Below are 21,095 nucleotides of genomic sequence, written 5' to 3'. Positions count from 1 at the left end.
AGCTAAAGTCTTTGTGGCCTTGTGCAACTTACTAATACTTCTGAAACTTCAGAAGTATTATGATACATAACTTTCTAAAAAGTCAATAGCTAAATTTCAAAAAAAATAATATATTGTCTGCCGGCACACCTGCCTTATGATTTAACTCATATGTGAAAAAATGTGGATTTGATAACATAAGGTAAATGTATTAAAGCAGAGGAGGTTTTAAAAGATGGCGGAGATTTTAGAATTAAAGAAATTCATAAATTTTAATTCGGAGAAATTTACACGGCAGATGCTTTCAGATAAGCCTGAGATGAGAGTGGCACTGATGTGTTTAGAACCCGGGCAGGAGATAACCCCTCATAAGGCCCCACTGAGGCTCATGATGTACTGTGTGGAAGGCAGCGGGGTTTTTACAGTCGGGGAAGAGGAAATCGAGGCTGATGCAAAGACCGCTATTCTTTGTGACCCGCTGGTACCGCATGGTTTTAAGGCTTCCAAAGGGGAAAGGCTTGTCGTTATGGCTGTTGTTACACCGGCGGATACAGAATAAATAGTTATTATATCTAATTGTTTTTACATTTAAGGGGATGGGGTGTACCGCCTGTCCCCTGCTCTTAACAATTATTAAGAGAAGTCCTCCTAAAGGCTCATACGTTTCATTCGTTAAGTATTTAGTAACCCATAACGTGCCAGTTATTAAGAATTTCGGGGTTATCGGTTACTTTAAAGATACGAAATTTTCTTGTATCGTAGAGTTTAGTTTTAATCTCTATTATGTATTTCCAGTTAGTCAGCAGAGCAGGATCAGGCTCTCTGCTTATAATAGTAGTAAAATTGTGTTTCTTGAAAAATGCACCCATTTCAGGTACATATTTATCATGTACCATAAACCCCTTGCGATTGCTGTAGTAGAGAATTCTTGAGCTCCAGCTAAAATCTGTAATTATAAGGTATTCGTTATCGTTGGTTATGGTTTTTATGAAATCAGTAAGCGTGTTTTTAGGTGGATAACGCATCTGAAAGAGAGGTAGTCTTAACTTCTGGATAGCAACAGGCAGTGACGTTAAAGTAAAAACAAGGATGCAGGCTAAAACAGCAACCTTACTCGTTCCAATAAATTCATAAAAAAAAGCATACAGCGAAATACCCATAACAACAGCTACCAGAGCGCTTAAGGCGATACTATAGTATTCATGAATCATGTACAAATTAAAAAAAGTAAAAGGTACAAGGATAATCCCCAAAAAACTTAAAATAAAAAACAGAGCGTATTTCCCTTTTCTCCTCCATATAAACCGGCACCCTGCGGCAGCTGATAGAACCAGAACACCAGGAGCCATCAGATAAAAATAATTAAAAATATTTAACCAGTTCTTTAACGTAAGCCGTTGACTAAACGTACCATAGTTCCATTGAAAAAGATTTGTAGATGAATTAAAAGACGTAAAAAGCGATGAGTTTTTTACATAATCTGTATAGTGAACCCATAAGTAACCACAAATAAAGGGAACGGCAAACAAGATAATTAAAAGAGCAATAATCTTTTTATTTTCCTTAATGAAATTGCCAACAATGCAATTTGAATCCACTCTTAGTCTTTTATATAACATGTATGCTACAGTCCCCGATATTAAAGGAAAAAATACCGGTACAGTCGTGATTTTAGTTAAATATGCTAAAGTACCAAAGATAACGGCAAAAACAACACAGTATATCTTAGTAGTGTTTTTAAAAAAAATAATAGTAAAGAAAAAATATCCAAGAGAAAAAGCAGCCGATGCATAGTCTATCAGACAGGTACGGCTCCAGTAAATCGTATAAGGATTATAGAGATAGTAAAACAGAATAAAAACCGGTAGAGGCTTTTCACTAAAAAACTGCTTAGACACTAAATACAGAAACACTGCCGATACATAGAAATAAAATATATTAGTAGCTCTGCAGGCTGTGTCAGAGTTACTTATACCGCCCATAGCAAACAAAGCCGCAGTGGCCTGAAAAGCAGGAAATTCAAAAGGCACCTTCCAGGGAGGGCCAAACAGCGGTGTTTCATAGTTTAGTAGTTTTATACCATCCTTTACAAAATAATGAATTGTTATAGCTGTTTGGGTCTGTCGAAACATGTGGTCTTCACAAAGCGGCGAATTTATATTTATGAATCTTATAAGTACAGAAAGAGCAATAAAGCCCCAAAAAACAGCCACTGCTATGTTGTGTTTCAGGTTGACTGACAAAGCCGCTCCCTTTTCAAAGAAATCTTCTTGATATCGTATAAGTAACGTGATACATATTGTAAATGATTTGTTGAAATAATTCCAGCGGGCTTGTTTTAGAAATTCAAAATGGATTATTCTATCTGCAGAGCATTTATGAGGTGGTTAGTATAATTGTAAAAGTGGAAACGATAACCGGAGCAGTGATAGCGTTGTGTTTTCTGGTATCAGTTATGGGACTAACAGCAAATGCCTCACCGGATATAAACAACCTTCAAATGGTGTTTGTTAAGGGAGGCTGCTTTCTGACAGGAGATGCTCTCAATGCAGCAGGCTCCGGGATAAAACAGGCGCATATGGAGTGTTTAAACGATTTTTATATAGGAATCTATCAGGTAACGCAACAGCAGTGGAAAGAGGTAATGGAGTATAACCCTTCTACTTTTATAAAAGAGGGAAATTACCCTGTGGAGAATGTTAGCTGGTCAGATGTGCAGATGTTTATAAAAAGATTGAATACTATAAGTGCTAAGAGGTATAGATTACCGACAGAGGCTGAGTGGGAATATGCATGTAGCGGAGGCGGGAAAAAGTTGAAATTCCATGAGGCTGCCGGCGGTGTTTATATCTGGGATGACGTCAATTCCGGTAGTGCCGCAGGCTCTGCAGGACACAACGGCGATAGTTATTGGATACAGGACATGGCGGAGACGCTGTGGAAGTGGTTTAAGAATATGTATTATCAGTACATATCGTTATTTAAAAGCCATAGCAATCCTGCTTTGGATGGTTTGGGTGATTTACACGCTCTTGGCGGGGGATTGTGGGGCAGTTTCATTAATGATGTGCGATGTTCAAGCCGGTACTTCGGAGACTCTCCGGGGTACAAAAGCGGTGATTTCGGTTTTCGTCTTGCCATTGATAAATGACCCTTTAACTGTGGAAACGCCCTATCACCTGAAACCGGCGTTTTTTTAGTTGGAGTAGTTTTATTGCAATAACCCTTCTTTTTTTATAGCATTGCTTATGATATGTCCATAAAATACCATCCCCTTATGCGCTGGATGTGTATCATAAGGCAGCAAAAACATTTCATCTATTTTATCTGTTGAGGTGATTTGAAAACTGTTGTCCATAGTGGTATGAATTTTTTTCCCTGTAATTTTAGCCAGACTTTCAAGTAAATATCTGTCATGTTCCTTTGTAAATAAATATTCCTTTTTTTCCTTTAACTCATTAACAGTACTCAGGTGAACAATCACATAAGGGCACTTGTAAGAGTTTATCTTATTAAGGGCATTTATAAATGCATCGTCTTGTGTGAAGCTGTTAATAGTTAACCTTGCATTGCCCGATAAATGTTCTTTTCTATAGTTGTACAGGTAATCATTATGTTTAAGCCATGAATACATAAACGAATATGATGAAAAAATTGAAGGAGGATATTTTAATTTTGCGGTAGTTTTGTAGTAGTTTTTGATAATAAGTTTGGCTAATTTACTACTTTTTTCCGGGTCAGATAAGATTGCCACATCACAAGCCGTGGTGGCTATCTCCGGAACAACATTCAGGGTGTCATCTTTCCAGTACCAGCGGTCTCTGCCTAAATCATCAGTTATAAAAGCAAAAACAACTAAATCGGGTTTCCAAACAGCGATGACGTCGGCTGCAAGCTCAAACATTTGTATGATGCCATAGCCACCTCTGCCAAAGTTAACAACGCTGATTTTTTTGTTAATTGTCTTTTCCAATATCTTTTGCAGTTGTAACGGCACTGATGACATAGTTGTACCACCGGTTAAATCGTTGTAGCTTATAAAACTATCACCGAAAACTAAAATTTTTATATCTGCAGAGGCGTAATCTCCCTCTTTATCGCCTGGATTGCCATGTTCATCGGTTTTTATATGTGCTCTACAGACAACTATACGGTTACCTATAGCACGGCTTTGGTATAAGAAGATATTTTTTTTATATGTGTAACCATACTTTGCGTCATATTGTGACGGTGAGCCGCTCAAAGCTACAGCCGTCTGAGTTGACAAAAACCTTGTTTCTTTAAAAGACTGTGGATCTCTTATAGCCATATACACCCTGAAAAACATCTCTGATATCACCAGTGTTAAAACTATTGAAGTTATGACAAGAAACAAGTTCAGGGTAATAGTTATAAATGTGCTGTTTTTCTTTCTACTCATCTGTTATGCCATTAGCCCAGGGATACCGGGGTTTTTAGTACAAGTCCTATGACATGGCAATTTCACTTTATTAGTGATGATGGGATGACAGTCTGCTCCGGAAAGCCCGCCTTCTTCGTACATTATTTCTACCTGTACCGTCATCCTGCGCAGCTCTATCAGCACAGAGCTAAACCATTATAATAATTTGACAAATCTGATCCACTATCCCTTGCCATAAAGTGTTCATTTATTTTTTATCTTCCGTGGATTATGCCCCTTGGAACCACTCTCTTGAATTTGCCGGTATCTTATTGAAAAAGTAACAAAATACAACATATGATGTCAAGCAGATTTTATACGTAGGCGGCTTAACAATGCCGGTAACTTATAATTCCAATTCTAATTCATTTGTCTAACTTTGTTGGCTTCGTCACAAGCTCCGGGGCGTACTCTCCCTTAAAGGGGAATCCCCTGTGAGGGGAGGCGTCCCCTTCTCCCAGCCGCCTGTGTTTGCTTCTGACTGCAACTTGGTATTACTCCACTGTGCTGCAGCTTGACTAAAAAAAAACTTTTTTGTACACTCATTGCTATCGCAGCTTATTTGTAGAAGATGGTAGTATCATTTAATGGATTTTTTACGGAGGGATGGTAACATGATTCGATTAACCACTTTTACTAAAACAACCTTCGTACACATTTTTATAATTATATTATTTCCTGTTATATTATTAACAATAAACAACAAGTGGATATATGCAAATTCATTTTATTTATTCATAGACCCATGGATTTATTTAGGTTATTTTTTAGATTTCACCGCACATATAAATGCTTTTAAAGACAATTTTTACACAAACTACTTCGGAACCCGTTTCCCATGGATTATTCCCGGCACAGTAGCATATAAAATATTTTCTCCCTTAACTGCCAATTACGTATTACATCTTACATTTTTATATACTGCTCTGTTTTCCTTTTATTTTATCGTCAAGCATACGCTTGGCAAAAACACTGCATTATTTACTACGGTTTTATTTGGCTTATACTCGTATTTTCTATACTCTATCGGCTGGGATTATGTCGATGGTGCCGAAATCACTTACTTTCTGCTAACAGTACTTTCTATGGTTTATTTCAAAAAAACCAACGGAAGTCCCTTCTGGGCTGTCCTCTGTGGCTTTGCTTATGCGTTGTTGATTTATACGCACATGTATATGATACTTTACACAATATTTCTATTGTTATTTTTCCTTTATGAAAGAAAATTGTCACAATCAAATGTTTTTTTTACTAAACTGATAACCTATGCAGGTATTACTTTTTTGTTTGTAACAGTTATGTTTTGTCTTTTTAATTACTATGTTAGCGGCAAGATATTGTTTTTTTTACCTCAGCTAAATGTAGCTACAGACCTGACACTTAATGAACACAGATGGAAGATTCCTTTTAATACCTGGTTTTATAACACAGGACATCTGGTTTTTCCCTTAATAGTGCTATTTACAAATCTGCTTCTGCTTATTTATAGTTTTGTTAAAAAAAAACTCCTGAACAACTCAATTCTGTTGCAGTTGTTGTATGTTTTAAGTTTTATTATGGGCACCGTTTTTGAGATATTCAACAAACCTGTCCTACAACAAGAATTCTATGCCTCAAATCTTATGCCTTTAATGTTTCTATCCGTTTCAACATGGTTTTATCCTTTTTTAGAGAAATTAGAGCTTAATGAACTGTTTGTTTTAGCAATTTGCGCAGTGACAATACTGGTTATACCGTTTGGGTTGTTTTCCTATACATGGTTTAGCCTGCCTATAAAAAAGTACTTTTATTATTATTTAGTATTGCTTGCTGTCATCGGAAGTATTTTATTCTTTTTCATCTCCGGCAACAAAAGGTATATTCCCTTCATGCTTTTATTTTGCATGTCATATAGCATTATTAATTATAAAACAGCGTTCACCGAGGTTTTTCAAAACAGCAATAACGTCAAAAGAGAAGATGCCCATGTTGCTATAGTGGGTGCAATAAGGTATTTGAAAGAAATAAATCCTGACTGTAGTTTATTGTTTTGGTATAACTTAGAAACAGACCCGATGGGGAGGCTGTTTCGTGCAATTAATGCATCCTATATGTGGAGATACAGATACCTTGGAACAGAGTTTCCTAAAATTAAGGATACTCCTCAACCACTCAATTCCGCTAACATTGTTTTTCTTTCTTCAAAAGACGATGATTACAAAACTGCGATTAATGCCCTTAACGCTTTAAATTACAAGGCAAAACTTATATCTGTAAAACACATAGAGAACGGGAAGGTAAGCTTTAATATTTACTTTATAACTAAAGACACAATGCAACATTAGAATTCAGACCAAGTCGCATTCAGAAGTAAACACAGGCGGCTGGGAGCTGGCGATGCCTCCCCTTACCGCCCCCTAGTGTCTAATTGCAGAAGTTTGCGATAGTTTTTCAGAGTTATATCCTTTTTATAATGGCTTGCGAAATTTCGTTGTCAATGAGTTTTACCTTTAAGGGCTGAGATTGCCACACCCCTTTGGGGTTCGCAATGACGGCGCTGGGCTGTGCGTTGACGTTTCTATCCGTCATTACGAGGAGCACAGCGACGTGGTAATCTCCTCTTTTAAAAAATTAATCAGAATTATTTGAAATATCTATTATTTTTGCAATTAGACACTAGTTACTCTTTTGACTGCTACTTGGTATAACATCACCCTCTACCAGTCTTTTGTCACTTTCGGGTATCCGCCTTTTTTATTCTTATCATCAATCATGGCACGCGGTACGCTGTCGTTTTCGAGGCCCTCAAGAAGCATCCTCGCCTCCTCTTTAGTCATAGTGCGGGGTAGGGCCCCTTTGCCTTTGTTGTCTTTCATTTTCTCAGAGGGTGGGACTGAGCCGTCCTGCTTAGCGCTCTGTTGTGATTTGTCATTTTCCTTTCCCTGCTTATCCTGTTGCTGTTTGCCTCTGTCTTTATCATCGCCTTGCTTATCCTTATCTTTATCATTTCCCTTGCTTTGGTCTTTACCCTTATCTTTGTCTTTATCACCTTTTTTATCTTTATCGTTTTTCTTATTTTGTGGTTTCTTCATTTCTTCCTTTAACTGACGAATTCTTCTGCTTGTAAGCTCATAATTGTGTCTTGCGTCTTTGTCGGAGTCGTTTAGTTCCAGTGCGCGTTTGTAGTACTGGAGTGCGCCCTCATATAAGGACAATGCCTCTGCTGGGTCGGTTTTTTCCATCGACTCACCAATCATATAATGGGTGTTACCGATATTGTAGCTGGAGCGCATCTCTAATGAGGGATTTGTTGTTGCAAGTGATTTCGTGAAATGATTTAGCGCCTGCTGATAATCACCTTTTTTGTAATATGCCGTGCCTGCGTTATAGTTGAGGAGGCCGGAATCCGGGGATTTTTTCAGGGCATCCCCATACTTTTTTATCGCCTCATCGTATTTGCCGTTTTTATAGAGGTAATTGCCCTCTCCGGCAGGGTTGTCAAATAAGGCGGCGCTTGCAACGGCAGGCGTTATGATAAATATAGCCATAAGTACAAAAAAAACGATGATTTTCATATCAACTTTTTTCACTGCGCCCTCTGCCGATAAATGCCTCAACAGTTAATAAAATCAGTGCAACGGCAAGCGGATACTGGAATCGCTCGTTGTAACGCTTTTCCATTCTCTCTTCCGTCTCGCTTTTTTCTGTATGTGATATCTTTTCATCATAGATAAGTTCAAGGCCGAGGTCGACGCCGGTTGCACGGATATAACCGCCTCCGGTAGTAAGTGCAATTTGCTCTAAAGTGCTCTCATCCAGCCGTGACTTGACAATGTTGCCGTTTTCGTCTTTTAGGAAACCGACATTACCTTTATCGTCTGTTACCTGAATTAGCTCCCCTGCGGCAGTGCCGACTCCTGTTGTATAGACCTTAACACCGGCCTCTTGAGCCCTCTGCGCAGCCTCCGCTACATCCCCCTCAAGGTCTTCGCCGTCAGTTATTAAAATTAATGACTTATCTTTAGCGGAGTTTTTGGAGTATATGCTTATGGCCTCATCAATTGCAGCGGCAATGTTTGTGCCACCCACAGGGATGGACTTTACGCTGAGATCGTTTAAGGCAAGCAAAAACCCGTTATAATCCACCGTAAGCGGTGCAAACAGAAACGCCTTGCCGGCAAAGCCGATAAGCCCGATGCGGTCGCCTTTGAGTTTCTTTATGAGGCCGTTTACGGCAAGTTTAGCCCGCGATAGTCTGTTGGGTTTAACGTCTGAGGCAAGCATACTTTTAGAGACGTCTATAGCAATCAGCACATCTGAGGAGCGGCGCTTTACCTCCTCCAGATGAAACCCCCATTGGGGTCTCATTAGTGCTACTATACACAACAGCAGCGAGACGGTTATAAACGCAGCTTTTAAATACAACCTGCCGTAGCTTACCCCATGAGTTATTTCCTTTAAAAGCTCAGGGGCGGCAAACCTTTGAAGTACCTTTCTTGTACCCCTCAACGTAAGCACATAAAGTACCGCCACTGCAACAGCAGTCCATAAAAGGTGCACCGCCTGAAAATTCCCAAATCTCACGGCACAGTCCTCAAAAATGTATTTTTCAGCAACACCCAAATCAAAAGCAACACTATGGCGGGTATAAGGAGAAAATGAAAATACTCCTTATACTCAAAAAAACGCTTTTCTTCAAAAGAGGTTTTTTCGAGTTTATCTATTTCACTGTAAATTTTCTTAAGTGATGCAAAGTCGGTAGCCCTGTAGTACTGACCGCCGGTCTGTGTGGCAATTGATGTTAACGTGTCATCATCAACATCAATTTCAATCTGTTGATAGACGGTGTTTCCAAATGGGTCTTTCATTGGATATGGAGCAGGTCCTTTAGAGCCTGCACCGACCGTATAGACTTTAATATTAAGAGCACGGGCGGCCTCGGCGGCCACCATCGGAGATATTGTGCCCGTGTTGTTTCTGCCGTCAGTTAGAAGAATGACTACCTTTGAAACGGCTTTAGTGTCTTTAATCCGGTTTATAGCCAAGGACAAAGCGTTCCCTATAGCAGTGCCGTCCTCAAGCATTCCTATCTGAAGACGTTGCAAGTTCTCAAGGATGTAGTTATAATCCGTCGTAAGCGGGCTTGCCGTATATGGCCTTGCAGAAAAAGCCACCATAGCAATCCTGTCACCGTTGCGGTTTTTTATAAAATCCCGCACAACCTCTTTTACGGCATCAAGCCGATTTTGTCTCTTACCTTTTATCGAAAAATCCTCCGCATACATGCTTGTTGATAAATCCACGGCCAGGGCTATATCTATTCCCTTTGTCTCTACCGTTGTCATATCAAGCCGTTTTTGAGGTCTTGCAAGGGCCATCACCAATAAAATCATGGCAAGGACTCTTAAAACTATCAGGTACTTTACCGCCGCCGTCTTAAGTGTAGCGGGGACGGTAGATAAAAGTGCAGCAGAGGGAAACCTCAGAGCCGGCACTCCGGTGTAACGTTCACTTATAATAAACAAGACCGTCAGCACGGGTATTAACAACAGCACCAGTGGGTCCTTAAACATAAAGCCACCGTTAAAAACCGGCAATGCTGAAGAAAACTCTCTGATAAAATCCATCACGGAGTCTCCCTTGTTTCGTCAATAAAGTTCTTAGCCGCAATAAAACTGTTTTCAATTTCATCAGTCGTTGGCCCATACTTTGCAAACTTAACCATATCAGATCGGTTCAGAAATTCTTTTAATAATGACTTGTGCGCCTCTGAGAGTTGCCTTGAGTTTTTTACCATCTCAAGAAATTCCACGGTGGTCATCTCAGGAGCCTTTAGTGTAAATCTGTGTTCTATGTAAACCCTTACGATAGAGGAGAGTTCCGTGAAATACTCTTTGATAAGCCCGGCCTTATCGAGATTCTTTTCCTGAAGTTTCTGAAGCGACTCATATGCAATTTCATGTGCACGAGGTGGCGGCGGCAATTTTGTTTTCCTTTTCTTTAACAAATAATATATTAACGCCGCAAGTACCGCTACAACCAGCACTCCGGCAATTATCCAGTAATAGAGCGGTCTCCAGCCGACATCCTCAGGACCCTTAATGTCGGCAATCTCTGCTGTTGCATTATCGGAGGGTTGAGCTGCTATGCTGATGCGTACCTCAGGGGTCTTTGCTTCTTTCACAACTCCCCCATCCTTATACTTTATCGTAAGCACAGGAATAATATACTGTCCTTCTATAAATCCCCTCATTACGAACCACTTTAAATGCTGCTTACTGAAGATACCGCTTGTCTTAGTGCCGGATGATACAACCGTCAGGTTGTCAACAGAGCTGGTAAGGTCGGGAAATTCCACATCTTTACCGTTTTTTACCGATATTGTATATGTAAATTTCTCGCCTATTGCCACTACCTCCTTACTTACCGTGGCAGTGAGCCCTGAGTCTGATGCAGCGATTCCGCTAATCATAACGAAAACGAAAAATATGGATAAAGTTATTCTTATCACATTAATAATGGCTTAGTTTCCACTCTCTCATTTTGAAAAAACGTATCAGAGTTTTCAAGTACGGCACATCGGTTGCTATATCAATGTGGTCAACATTGCATGAGCGAAACAAACGTTTTCGCTGATTAAATATTTTTAATGCGTTTTTTTTATATTCATCCCTTACTTTAGAGCTTGTTGTGTCAAGCAGATACTTCTGTCCGGTCTCGGCATCTTGCAGAGTAATAAGCCCGGCATCAGGCAGCTGCATCTCCACAGGGTCTGTAAGAGTTACGGCAATGACGTCGTGTCTTTTATTGGCAATAGCGAGGGCTTTTTCGTATTGCGCAGCATGAAAGTCTGAGATGATAAACACCACCGCTTTTCTGTGAGTAATCTTGTTGAGATAATCGAGGGCTTTGGCAATGTCAGTGCCTTTGCTCTGAGGCTCCATATAGAGTGCCTCTCTTACAACTCTGAGGATGTGTTTAAGACCTTTAGCCGGTGGGACAAATTTCTCCACTTTGCCGGTAAAAGCAATAAATCCCACTTTGTCGTTATTTTTATTGGCGGAAAGTGCCAGCACTGCACAGAGCTCGGCGGCAAGGTCACGCTTTAACCTGTTTACCGTGGCAAAGCTGCATGAGCGGGAAAGGTCAAGAACAAACATAATGGTCAGCTGCCTCTCCTCGACAAATTTCTTAATAAAAGGCTCTCCCATTCTTGCCGTAACGTTCCAGTCAATAGAGCGGATGTCATCCCCGGCCACGTACTGCCGCACCTCGTCAAACTCCATGCCCATACCTTTAAACACACTGCGGTAGTGGCCTGTAAAGAAATCTGCAGCCATACGGCGGGTCTTTAACTCTACCCTGCGGATGTGTTTAATTACCTCAGTGCTCAGCATATCAGTCTTCTATGTTTATGGTACCGGTACCTCTTCAAACACACGGCGCACAATATCGTCGGAAGAAACATTTTCGGCCTCTGCCTCGTAGCTGACGATAATGCGGTGGCGTAAGATGTCAGGTCCGATGGATTTAACATCCTGCGGAGTGACAAACCCGCGGCCTTGCGTAAATGCGTAAGCCTTTGAAGCAACGGCCATGTAAATAGTCGCCCGCGGCGACACCCCGTATTGAATCAGCCCTGAAAGCTCACCCAGTTTGTAGTCCTGCGGTTTACGTGTGGCAAAGACAATATCCACTATGTATTTCTCTATTTTTTCGTCCATATAAATCTCATCTATGACCTTTTGCGCATCTGTGATTTGTTGTGGCGTTATGACGGTAGAGATCGGTATGCCGGTGGAGGTAAAAGCCATGCGTTTGAGGATTTTGTGTTCCTCTGTTATGTCGGGGTAGGTGATTTTTACCTTCAGCATAAACCTGTCAGTCTGTGCCTCAGGGAGGGGATAGGTGCCCTCCTGTTCAATCGGGTTTTGAGTGGCAAGGACTAAAAACGGCTCATTTAGCTTATAGGTGTTATCCCCGATAGTGACCTGCCGCTCCTGCATAGCTTCAAGAAGGGCACTTTGCACTTTAGCAGGGGCACGGTTTATTTCATCGGCAAGTATGATATTGGAAAAAATCGGCCCCTGTTTGGTAGTAAAAGTACCTTCCTTAGGGTTATAAACCTGAGTGCCGATGATATCTGCAGGGAGCAGGTCAGGAGTAAACTGGATACGCTTAAAACCTGTATTAACAGCTTTAGCAAGCGCCTTTACTGCAGTTGTTTTTGCAAGCCCCGGTACACCTTCAAGCAGTACGTGGCCGTTACCTAAAAGCCCGATAATCAATCTCTCAAGGAGATATCGCTGTCCCACAATTACCTTTTCAAGTTCAGACAGCAGTAGAGTGATAAATGCGCTTTCCCTTTTAACCTTCTCGTTAATGAGTAATATGTCGCTGTCGGCCATCTCTATCGGCCCTCCCGTGTTTATGATATTTAACCTAAAAATTAGTATATATTATTTTATCATCAGAAAAGAATTTTTTCAAAGGGGACTCTTTAAATATTCGGCATAGAATAAGTCATACTAAGTTGCAGTCAGAAGTACTACGGTTCTGTTGTGAGATGTTTAGGTGTAATAGAATAAACGGTTATGCCGTAAGTGTCTGCTACTTTCTTGAGGCGTTTCAGGTATTTTTTGTCTTTTTGAGGATTTTCCAGTATTAATACAATAGCTGGTTTTTTGTTGGTTTTTAATCCGTAGTATATTGCCTGCCCTATGCTTTCCGCCCATTTTGCGGCAAAATCAAACTCTACAACAATATCGGGTAAAAGACAATCCACCCTGCTCCGGTCATCAAGCACATATTCGGTTATCCCTCCGTGCTCGCTACACCACACACTCTGGTATTCCTTTTCTTTGTAGAGATGTCCGGCACCGGTACTTGCACATAGAACCAAAATCATGCCCGCCGGAATGAACAGTTTTAAAATGCTTGCAAATATTTTATGCTTCATATGTGTATTATTACATATATTATGTACAAAAAGCCATATAATGGCTTAATTTATCAAATTTTCATAATTGATTTTGTGGGCATACTCCGCCTTTGCACTAATTCCAATTCTATAGCGAAAACCATAATTCCGTTCATTATTTTTAGTGGTTGAGATTGCCCTCCTCTGAAGGGGATTCCCCTGGTCGCTTTCGCTCCTCGCAATGACGAATAAAAAAACACAGTAAAAACAGCTATATGCCGTCATTGCGAACCCCCGCAGGGGGTGTGGCAATCTCTTCTTTAATAAATTCAATAAGAACATACTTTTGCTTTTTGCTATAATTCAAAAGTAAACACAGGCGGCAAGAAACAAGCTCCGGGGCGTACATAGTACAATTATTTTCATGTTTGACAACATAGTCAGGCCCCTTGTAAAATCAAACATGCGTAAGAGTATTAAAGAGTGTTTTGTAATTATATCGTTAAACTTTTTTGTAGTTTTCTTAATATTGATGACGATAGAGATATCTATTAGGATGTATGATTACATAAAGAAACCCAAAGACGAGACCACCAACGCCAAAAAATTTTCTAACTACGAACCAGTCCCATATCTTATGTTTAACAATACCCCTGACGTTGATATACACATAGAGTCGGAACAACAGAGGGGAGTTAAAGGCAATCTGACACATGTGGTTACTAACAAGTATGGATTCCGGTATCATGACAATTTGGAAGTTAAAAAAAGCAATGAAGTACGAATTTTTCTGATAGGAGGTTCGGTGGTTTTTAAGGGGTTAACAAATGATAGAACAATCAGCGGATACCTTGAGAGGATGTTAAATGACCGGTTTGGTGAAAAGTACTTTATACGGGTAATTAACTGTGGGATTGTCTCTGCCGTATCAGATCAGGAATTAGCTCTTTTACTGTACAAAGTAGTGGATTTAAAACCAGACATAGTGATTGTTTTTGATGGTTTTAACGATGTTTATACACCACAATACTATGAACCCAGAATAGGATACCCTTTTAATTTTGTAACTCACGAACAGACTTTCAACAGAGTGATAGACAAATTGTCCTCATTTGATAAACTTATATCTGCAAGCATGTTAGCGGCAAGAATAAATAAATCTTTTGAGTTAAAGATAAAATTAGAGAATATGGCAGGAAAATATTTAAAGACTGAACGTGAGAAGGGCTCTTTTTCCGTGGAAGAGGTAGCCGGTCATCTTTTTTCCAATTGGCAAAAAATGTCAAAGATAGCAGATTCATATAAATTTAATATAATATTCATTGTACAACCGGTGAACCCGGCCTTTAGAGAGCGGGAAGGCGTAAAAAAGTATTTTGATTTGCTGCACGATATGATAAGAAAAGAAAGAGGTATAGGAAATAAGAATTATTTTTCATTTTCAACTCTCTTAGGTGACCACCCTGAGTACTTTTGGGATGTAGTTCATACATACGATGAGGGTAATTATGTATATGCAGAAAAGATGAAAGATATTCTGATAAACTATAACTATTTACGCTAATACCACTTTACCTTTTTGATTGCAATCTGGTATAAGAACTGGCTGGTCAAAATTGTAAAAATGAAGGTGTAGGCTGTAAAGACAATACATAAAATCCTATATTATATTATTGTGTTAATCCTGTTGCTTGCGATATGGGGAGCAGGTATGGTAATACTGCCGCAGTGTAATCCTAAAGAGAGGTATGACAGCATAATAATATCCCCGGGCGCAGATAAAGTCCTGAAAAGATCATGCTTTGACTGCCACAGCAATGAGACCGTGTGGCCGTTCTATGCTAAAATACCTCCTTTTTTTGTTGCCATGCATGTGAGGGAGGGAAGAAAGGCTATTAATTTTTCAATCTGGAATACTTATTCGCATAAACGAAGAGAAAAGCTGATACAGAAAATAATTGAGGAAACTACTGAGGGGGAAATGCCACCGTTAGCATACCTTATAATGCATCCTCATAAAAAACCCTCTCAGAATGACATTAAAGTCATAAGGGTTAACGCATTTGTCAGAGGTAACACGGATATAGATGATGATTAGTTCTGTTGGACTATAGGTTATTCCAATTCTAATTCATTTGTCTAACTTTGTTGGCATCGTCACAAGCTCCGGTGCATACACTCCCCTAAAGGAGAACCCCCTGTAAGGGGAGGCATCGCCAGCTCCCAGCCGCCTGCGTTTACTTTTGAATTAGAATTGGAATTAACACCCGTTTAGTGTGGCATGTTTATCAAATTTTATAAAAATTTAACTGCATAGGCAATAAGATTTATTGATTTTCCCTGTCATAAGCATCAACTGTGATGTATCTGCAACTAAGTCTGCTGATGAGTATCCTCTGTGATTTCAAAACGTATCAGGCTGTAGAATTTTCCCTGCGGGATTTCAATATGCTGGTCGTTGGATATTTTCAGTGATACCTTTTGTACCTTGCCCTCCGTAAGCCTGTAGAAATGGTTTGAAGAGATAATTGTTTCGGTCTTATATCTTGAGTAGGTATCGGTTCCTTCCCTAAAGAGGATGTACTTTGAACCGCCGCCTAAGAGGACGTTACCGCCTGAGCCGAATAAAAACACCTCCTGATCTTCTTTCAAGTCCTCGATTTTACTCAGAATATCAGCCCAGCTCCATGACTCACCGTTTGGTTTTTGAACCTTGCAATCCTTTACAACTGCATAGCCGCCTGAAACACCAGGAAGTACTTCAGTTGTAAACGTGCCGCTGTCCAGATACATGGCTTCCATAATTTTATGAATATTACCGGTAATAAAACCGCTTGGGTCAGATATATGAAGCCATTTTTCTATTTTACCGATATCCCCTTTAAACCTGCCGTCCTTTACATAAAGCATAGAGAGAGTGTCAACGTTACAGTGAACTATTCCACCGGAGACTATGTTTAAATTGGACAGGCTTTTAATGTTGCCGATAAGCAGGGTGTTATCAATCCACAGGGAGCCGTCGTTTATTATTTTTTTTCCCAATCTTTCAACCACTAACGTACGGTCTTTCAGTAAAACCACGCAGTTCTTCAGCGAGATTCCACCATAAACTATGATTTTGCCATCTCCAACCTCTACCGACATGTCACTGCCGGAGCTTGAAATAACTGTTATTTTGCCTCTTCGTATTTTTATAAGTTTTGGAGGGAATATCTTACAGAGTATCCTGATATCGCTAAAGAGCTTCTTTATACGGATACGCTTTTTTCCCTGAAACATGTTTTTCAGAAAAATCTTTACGATTTCCCACATGTTGAGGTTTACGCAGAGCCAACTTCCGGAATATTTTTTTTTCATACCTTTGAGCATTTCATTGCCAACCATTCAGTATGATATGATAGTCTATAAATGTTTTTTTTGCAATGAATTTAATCCGGAGTCAATTTAATTAATTTTCAAAATACCTGAGCCATTTGTTACATATCCGATGGTTTTATAAAACATGTCTGAATTTTCAAATGTGCCAATGTTGCGCTTATTAACGGTTATGAGAAGCCCTCCAGATGTTTGAGGGTCTGAAAAAATAAATTTGATATACTCCGGGATTGAAGAATTAAATTGTACCCTGTTTGAGAAAAAGTTGAGATTTTTTCCTGCGCCGCCTGGGAAAATATTTTCCCTTGCCAGCTCCACAGCCGGCTCCATGACAGGCACAGCGTCTGAATCTATTACAAAATCCACTGCCGCACCTTTTAACATGTTACAGGCATGGCCGATAAAGCCAAATCCGGTAACGTCTGTGCAAGAGGTGGCATCGGCATTGAGTGCGGTTGCCGAGGCTTTGGCATTAAGGGTAAGCATCCACTTCAGCGCCTCTCCAATCCGGGCCTCTGTAATTAGTTTCCGCTTTAACGCAGTAGTTATAATTCCAACTCCCAGTGGTTTTGTTAAAAGTATAAGGTCGCCCTCTTTTGCGCCTGATTTTAAAAGTATTTTATTTTTATCAACTGTGCCCGTTACGGCAAGGCCAAACTTTAATTCCGTATCCTCAATGCTGTGGCCACCCATGAGTGCAACTCCGGCAGTGTTGAGAATACTTTGTGCCCCCCGAAGAATTTCCTTAAACACATCCGTTTTGTAATCGCAAATGGGAAAGGCTGCCACGGCAAGGGCGGTTATAGGAGTGCCTCCCATCGAATAGACGTCACTAAGGGAGTTACAAGCACTGAGCGCACCAAAACTGTAAGGGTCATTTACAGGTGGCGTTATAAAATCCACTGTCTCAACAAAAGCCGTATCCCCAATAAGATATACCCCGGCGTCATCTCCAGGGCCAACCAGCACCTTTACACGCAAACGCTCTTCCCAGGCCACTCCAAGAGAGCTTATTAAATCCTCCAGGTCCGCCGGACCCAACTTTGACACTCAACCGGCTGCTCTGACTTTTTCCGTTAACCTGTAGTTCATAACCCTCCTGCAATACACAATATTAATATGCGCATATCTCTAAAAAGTAAGCCCCTGCCTGCTAAGGAGCATCTCACCCAGGAAACTCCCGGGTTTTATCTCTGCATTTTTAATTAGCACAGCCTTATCCAGTTCGTAGTGCTTAACACAGGAGGCGCAAATGTAAAACTTTGCGTCAAAATCCTCAGCCAGTGTTTTCATCAGATCGGAAACAGGGGAAAACTGATCCTTCTGCTGCCATATGAGTGTCTCGGCAAACCCGGCCTTTGCCAATAGCACGGCTTTATCCATCAGAAAGAAATCCACCACAGTGCCATAGGCTCTCATATTAACCGCCAGCTGCAATGCTCCTGCCACCACATCCACACTATCGTGGGAGCGTGTTATTATAAAAACAAACTCTTTATCAGTTTTTTCTTCCTCAGACAATTCACTTACCTCCAACAGATTAAGATTTTAATAACTCTCCTATTGTGCACTTTTATGAGAGAAATTTCAAGGTGTCGATTTTTATCAGCACAAACATGAGTATCACTTATAAAAATTAGTGGAATTTATAATTATAAAAGAAGACGTCTCCGGCTAACCTCCGTCAATTTTTTTCTTGTTTTCTCCCCTACTGTTATGCTACTGTAGCACAGCCTGTAAATGCAGGCTCACATACAAGGTCAGTGCAGTAAGGAGGAATTACACATTAAGTTGTATGCAGAACACAAGAGTGTGCAGTTAAACATTACTTATCCATCTATACCTTTGCAAAGAAAAACAAAACCCTTTAAAATTGTTTCATAATCTCTGTGAAAAATTCACATGTTTTTGTTTATACAAAATTACGGTATTTTGTACCGTTAAATATAATTACACTAAAAAAACAGGGAGGGAAAGATGAAATTTCTGGATAACATGAAAATCGGTACAAAGCTAATCGGGAGTTTTTTACTGGTGGCGGCAATAGCGGCGTTTATAGGATTTTTTGGGATAATCAACTTACATAAAATAGACGATGCCGATACTTTTTTGTATGAAAAGATGACAGTACCTTTAGGTCTTCTGGGTGACATCGGGGTAGCATTTCAAAGGGTAAGGATAAACACAAGAGAAATAGCTGAAGCCACCTCAAAAGATGAAATACAAAAACCTCTTGAGACGGTTAAAAAGTTGAGGGCGGACATAGAGAAACTTTCAACAGACTATGAAAAAACAATAGTTACAGAAAAGGGACGTGAGGGTTACAACCAATTCCTTGCCACAAGAAAAGCCTACGGTGTAATAATAGACAAAGTCGTGGATTTAGCGCAGGCCGGTAAGCACGAGGAGGCGGTTGCACTTCTCAAGGGTGATGGGTTAAAAGCGGCGGGTGAAGAGCAGGCGGCAATTGACGCCTTACAGGAAGCAAAAGTAAAATTAGCCAAAGAGACCTCCGATGCAAACACAGCGCTTACTGACAAGACAACTACTTTTATAATTATCATTACCACGATAGGTGCACTGTTATCCTTTTTTTTAGGGCTTATAATATCAAATTCAATAAGTAAACCACTTAAGCAGGGAGTGGTGTTTGCCGAGGGTATTGCAGGTGGCGACTTAAGCCAACAGATACACATGGAGAGGAAAGACGAGGTAGGGCAGCTTGCCAATGCACTAAACGATATGGTGGAGAAGCTAAAAAGCGTTATAGGAGAGGTCAATGTATCGGCAGATAACGTAACCTCAGGCAGTGCAGAATTAAGCGGTACGGCTCAAGTGATTTCACAGGGAGCGACTGAGCAGGCGGCGGCGGTTGAGGAAGTATCTTCCTCAATGGAGGAGATGGCCTCAAATATTAAACAAAATGCCGACAATTCCCAGCAGACGGAGCGGATGGCGGCTAAGGCTTCACAAGACGCACTGGAAAGCGGAAAGGCAGTAGATGAAGCAGTCCACGCTATGAAGGAAATCGCCGGCAAGATATCCATAATAGAGGAAATCGCAAGACAGACGAACCTTTTAGCGCTTAATGCGGCAATAGAGGCAGCCCGTGCCGGTGAGCACGGTAAGGGGTTTGCAGTTGTCGCCTCTGAGGTGAGAAAACTTGCCGAGCGCAGCCAAAAGGCGGCAGGTGAAATCAGCACTTTATCATCTACAACGGTAACTGTATCGGAGAAAGCCGGTGTTATGCTTAGACAGTTGGTGCCGGATATTCAAAGAACTGCGGAGCTGGTTCAGGAAATAAGTGCGGCAAGTAATGAGCAAAATGCAGGTGCCGAGCAGATAAACAAGGCAATAACACAACTTGATCAGGTGATTCAGCAAAACGCCTCAGCATCAGAAGAGATGGCCTCAACAAGCGAGGAGCTTTCATCGCAGGCGGAGCAATTGCAGTCTGCAATATCATTCTTCAAAATAGGAGAGCAACGCAGAGTAACAACTGCTGTAAAAAAACAGCTGCCTAAAATAGCGCATTTAACGCATGAAACGGCAAGGGCTGCCACAAAACCCAAAAAGGTTGATTTAGCTGCAGAGCACAAAGACGACAGCGAATTTGAGTCATATTAAGAGGAGGTGTTAAATGGCAGATGACAATGAAATGATGCAATTTCTTACATTTAGACTTGATGATGAGGTTTTTGCCCTTCATATTGAGAAAATACGGGAGGTTTTGGAATTTACAACCGTTACTAAGATGCCAAGGACGCCGGAGTTTATGCGCGGAGTTATTAATTTACGCGGCAGCGTTGTGCCCGTCATAGATTTAAAACAGAAATTTGGAATGTCCTATACTGAGAAAAAGGTTGATACCTGTATAATAATTACAGAGGTTGATATGGAAGGGGATAGGGTTATCCTGGGGACCATGGTTGACAGCGTTAATGAAGTCATGGAGCTTGAAAAAGGTGCAATAGAGCCGCCGCCAAAGATAGGCACACAGCTAAGTAACGAGTTTATCGAGGGTATGGGTAAACAGGATGAACAATTCATTATAATTTTAGATATAGATAGGGTGTTTTCCTCAGATGAGTTAACTATGGTAACAGATGCGAGAGGGCATATGCCTGCAGAGACTGAGCTTGAACATGTGGAGGTGTGAGATTGGCAGCAGAATTATTGGCGGATGCTGCAGCCTTGGGTAAAGGTGATTTTTCTTATAGATACCCTCCCCCAACCCCTCCCCTTGAGGGAGAGTGTTAGTATGAGGGATGGTTGGCTTTACTGTGAAAACAACTTGACAAAATAACTTTAATATTGATAGGTTAAAAGTACGTATGAAAAACATGATGCTATAAGGCGTAATCGGCAGCTTAAATGTGTAAGTGTAAGCTGTCTTTTGGT

Annotated in this window: 19 protein-coding genes; 7 read left to right on the top strand and 12 right to left on the bottom strand. The window is 40.6% G+C overall.

From position 1 onward, the window contains the following. The first annotated feature begins 214 nt into the window (after window positions 1-214). Window positions 215-538 (top strand): cupin domain-containing protein, encoded by a 324-nt coding sequence (locus H7844_06515; GenBank protein MEO5356935.1) that lies wholly within the window; start codon window positions 215-217, stop codon window positions 536-538. A 121-nt stretch (window positions 539-659) separates the two neighbouring features. Here H7844_06515 and H7844_06510 read toward each other — a convergent pair whose 3' ends face one another. After that, a complete protein-coding gene (locus H7844_06510) occupies window positions 660-2,222 on the bottom strand; it encodes a hypothetical protein (protein MEO5356934.1) in 1,563 nt (520 codons plus the stop codon). A gap of 140 nt (window positions 2,223-2,362) precedes the next feature. On the opposite strand from H7844_06510, the gene H7844_06505 reads away from it, so the two are divergent. Beyond that, on the top strand, window positions 2,363-3,130 hold the full coding sequence (locus tag H7844_06505; protein ID MEO5356933.1) for a formylglycine-generating enzyme family protein: 768 nt from the start codon (window positions 2,363-2,365) through the stop codon (window positions 3,128-3,130). Window positions 3,131-3,190: 60 nt separating this feature from the next. Here the strand turns inward: H7844_06505 and H7844_06500 are convergent, their stop codons facing one another. Further along, on the bottom strand, window positions 3,191-4,399 hold the full coding sequence (locus H7844_06500) for an SGNH/GDSL hydrolase family protein (GenBank protein ID MEO5356932.1): 1,209 nt from the start codon (window positions 4,397-4,399) through the stop codon (window positions 3,191-3,193). Window positions 4,400-5,034: 635 nt separating this feature from the next. Between H7844_06500 and H7844_06495 the strand changes: the two genes are divergently transcribed. Then, window positions 5,035-6,744: a hypothetical protein gene (locus H7844_06495; GenBank protein MEO5356931.1), complete on the top strand. Its 1,710-nt coding sequence runs from the start codon at window positions 5,035-5,037 to the stop codon at window positions 6,742-6,744. A 372-nt stretch (window positions 6,745-7,116) separates the two neighbouring features. Here H7844_06495 and H7844_06490 read toward each other — a convergent pair whose 3' ends face one another. The 7 genes from H7844_06490 to H7844_06460 all read right to left on the bottom strand — a co-directional run bounded on the left by H7844_06490 (window position 7,117) and on the right by H7844_06460 (window position 13,301). After that, complete coding sequence (locus H7844_06490; GenBank protein ID MEO5356930.1) at window positions 7,117-7,989, bottom strand: tetratricopeptide repeat protein; 873 nt, start codon at window positions 7,987-7,989, stop codon at window positions 7,117-7,119. Continuing rightward, entirely contained in the window at window positions 7,976-8,983 is a 1,008-nt protein-coding gene (locus H7844_06485) for a VWA domain-containing protein (GenBank protein MEO5356929.1), read from the bottom strand. Before H7844_06485 ends, H7844_06490 begins: the two co-directional genes overlap by 14 nt. Continuing rightward, on the bottom strand, window positions 8,980-10,026 hold the full coding sequence (locus H7844_06480; GenBank protein MEO5356928.1) for a VWA domain-containing protein: 1,047 nt from the start codon (window positions 10,024-10,026) through the stop codon (window positions 8,980-8,982). The genes H7844_06485 and H7844_06480 overlap by 4 nt, the downstream gene beginning before the upstream one ends. Next, the gene (locus tag H7844_06475) at window positions 10,026-10,910 is read right to left on the bottom strand and encodes a BatD family protein (protein MEO5356927.1); all 885 of its coding nucleotides are present in this window, start codon (window positions 10,908-10,910) and stop codon (window positions 10,026-10,028) included. The genes H7844_06480 and H7844_06475 overlap by 1 nt, the downstream gene beginning before the upstream one ends. A 1-nt stretch (window position 10,911) precedes the next feature. Beyond that, the gene (locus H7844_06470) at window positions 10,912-11,796 is read right to left on the bottom strand and encodes a DUF58 domain-containing protein (protein MEO5356926.1); all 885 of its coding nucleotides are present in this window, start codon (window positions 11,794-11,796) and stop codon (window positions 10,912-10,914) included. A gap of 15 nt (window positions 11,797-11,811) precedes the next feature. Further along, complete coding sequence (locus tag H7844_06465; protein ID MEO5356925.1) at window positions 11,812-12,807, bottom strand: AAA family ATPase; 996 nt, start codon at window positions 12,805-12,807, stop codon at window positions 11,812-11,814. 140 nt (window positions 12,808-12,947) lie between these two features. After that, window positions 12,948-13,301: a hypothetical protein gene (locus H7844_06460; protein ID MEO5356924.1), complete on the bottom strand. Its 354-nt coding sequence runs from the start codon at window positions 13,299-13,301 to the stop codon at window positions 12,948-12,950. 574 nt (window positions 13,302-13,875) lie between these two features. On the opposite strand from H7844_06460, the gene H7844_06455 reads away from it, so the two are divergent. Then, window positions 13,876-14,883, top strand: a complete 1,008-nt coding sequence (locus H7844_06455) for an SGNH/GDSL hydrolase family protein (protein MEO5356923.1) — start codon at window positions 13,876-13,878, stop codon at window positions 14,881-14,883. A gap of 147 nt (window positions 14,884-15,030) precedes the next feature. Continuing rightward, window positions 15,031-15,417, top strand: a complete 387-nt coding sequence (locus H7844_06450) for a heme-binding domain-containing protein (protein MEO5356922.1) — start codon at window positions 15,031-15,033, stop codon at window positions 15,415-15,417. Window positions 15,418-15,692: 275 nt separating this feature from the next. Here H7844_06450 and H7844_06445 read toward each other — a convergent pair whose 3' ends face one another. The 3 genes from H7844_06445 to H7844_06435 all read right to left on the bottom strand — a co-directional run bounded on the left by H7844_06445 (window position 15,693) and on the right by H7844_06435 (window position 18,215). Next, window positions 15,693-16,676 (bottom strand): hypothetical protein, encoded by a 984-nt coding sequence (locus H7844_06445; protein MEO5356921.1) that lies wholly within the window; start codon window positions 16,674-16,676, stop codon window positions 15,693-15,695. An 87-nt stretch (window positions 16,677-16,763) separates the two neighbouring features. Beyond that, window positions 16,764-17,744, bottom strand: a complete 981-nt coding sequence (gene selD / locus H7844_06440) for a selenide, water dikinase SelD (GenBank protein MEO5356920.1) — start codon at window positions 17,742-17,744, stop codon at window positions 16,764-16,766. 81 nt (window positions 17,745-17,825) lie between these two features. Continuing rightward, window positions 17,826-18,215, bottom strand: a complete 390-nt coding sequence (locus tag H7844_06435) for a DsrE family protein (GenBank protein ID MEO5356919.1) — start codon at window positions 18,213-18,215, stop codon at window positions 17,826-17,828. Window positions 18,216-18,671: 456 nt separating this feature from the next. On the opposite strand from H7844_06435, the gene H7844_06430 reads away from it, so the two are divergent. Both H7844_06430 and H7844_06425 read left to right on the top strand, forming a co-directional pair. Next, window positions 18,672-20,321 carry an MCP four helix bundle domain-containing protein gene (locus H7844_06430; GenBank protein ID MEO5356918.1) on the top strand — a complete coding sequence of 550 codons (1,650 nt, stop codon included), beginning with the start codon at window positions 18,672-18,674 and terminating at the stop codon, window positions 20,319-20,321. A gap of 13 nt (window positions 20,322-20,334) precedes the next feature. Then, the gene (locus H7844_06425) at window positions 20,335-20,853 is read left to right on the top strand and encodes a chemotaxis protein CheW (GenBank protein MEO5356917.1); all 519 of its coding nucleotides are present in this window, start codon (window positions 20,335-20,337) and stop codon (window positions 20,851-20,853) included. Window positions 20,854-21,095: the final 242 nt, after the last annotated feature.

The organism is Nitrospirae bacterium YQR-1 (assembly GCA_039908095.1).
In the GTDB taxonomy this organism is placed as follows: Bacteria; Nitrospirota; Thermodesulfovibrionia; order Thermodesulfovibrionales; family Magnetobacteriaceae; genus Magnetomonas.
The sequence above is the reverse complement of the archived record's forward strand: the minus strand, read 5'-3'. Positions and strand labels throughout refer to the sequence as shown.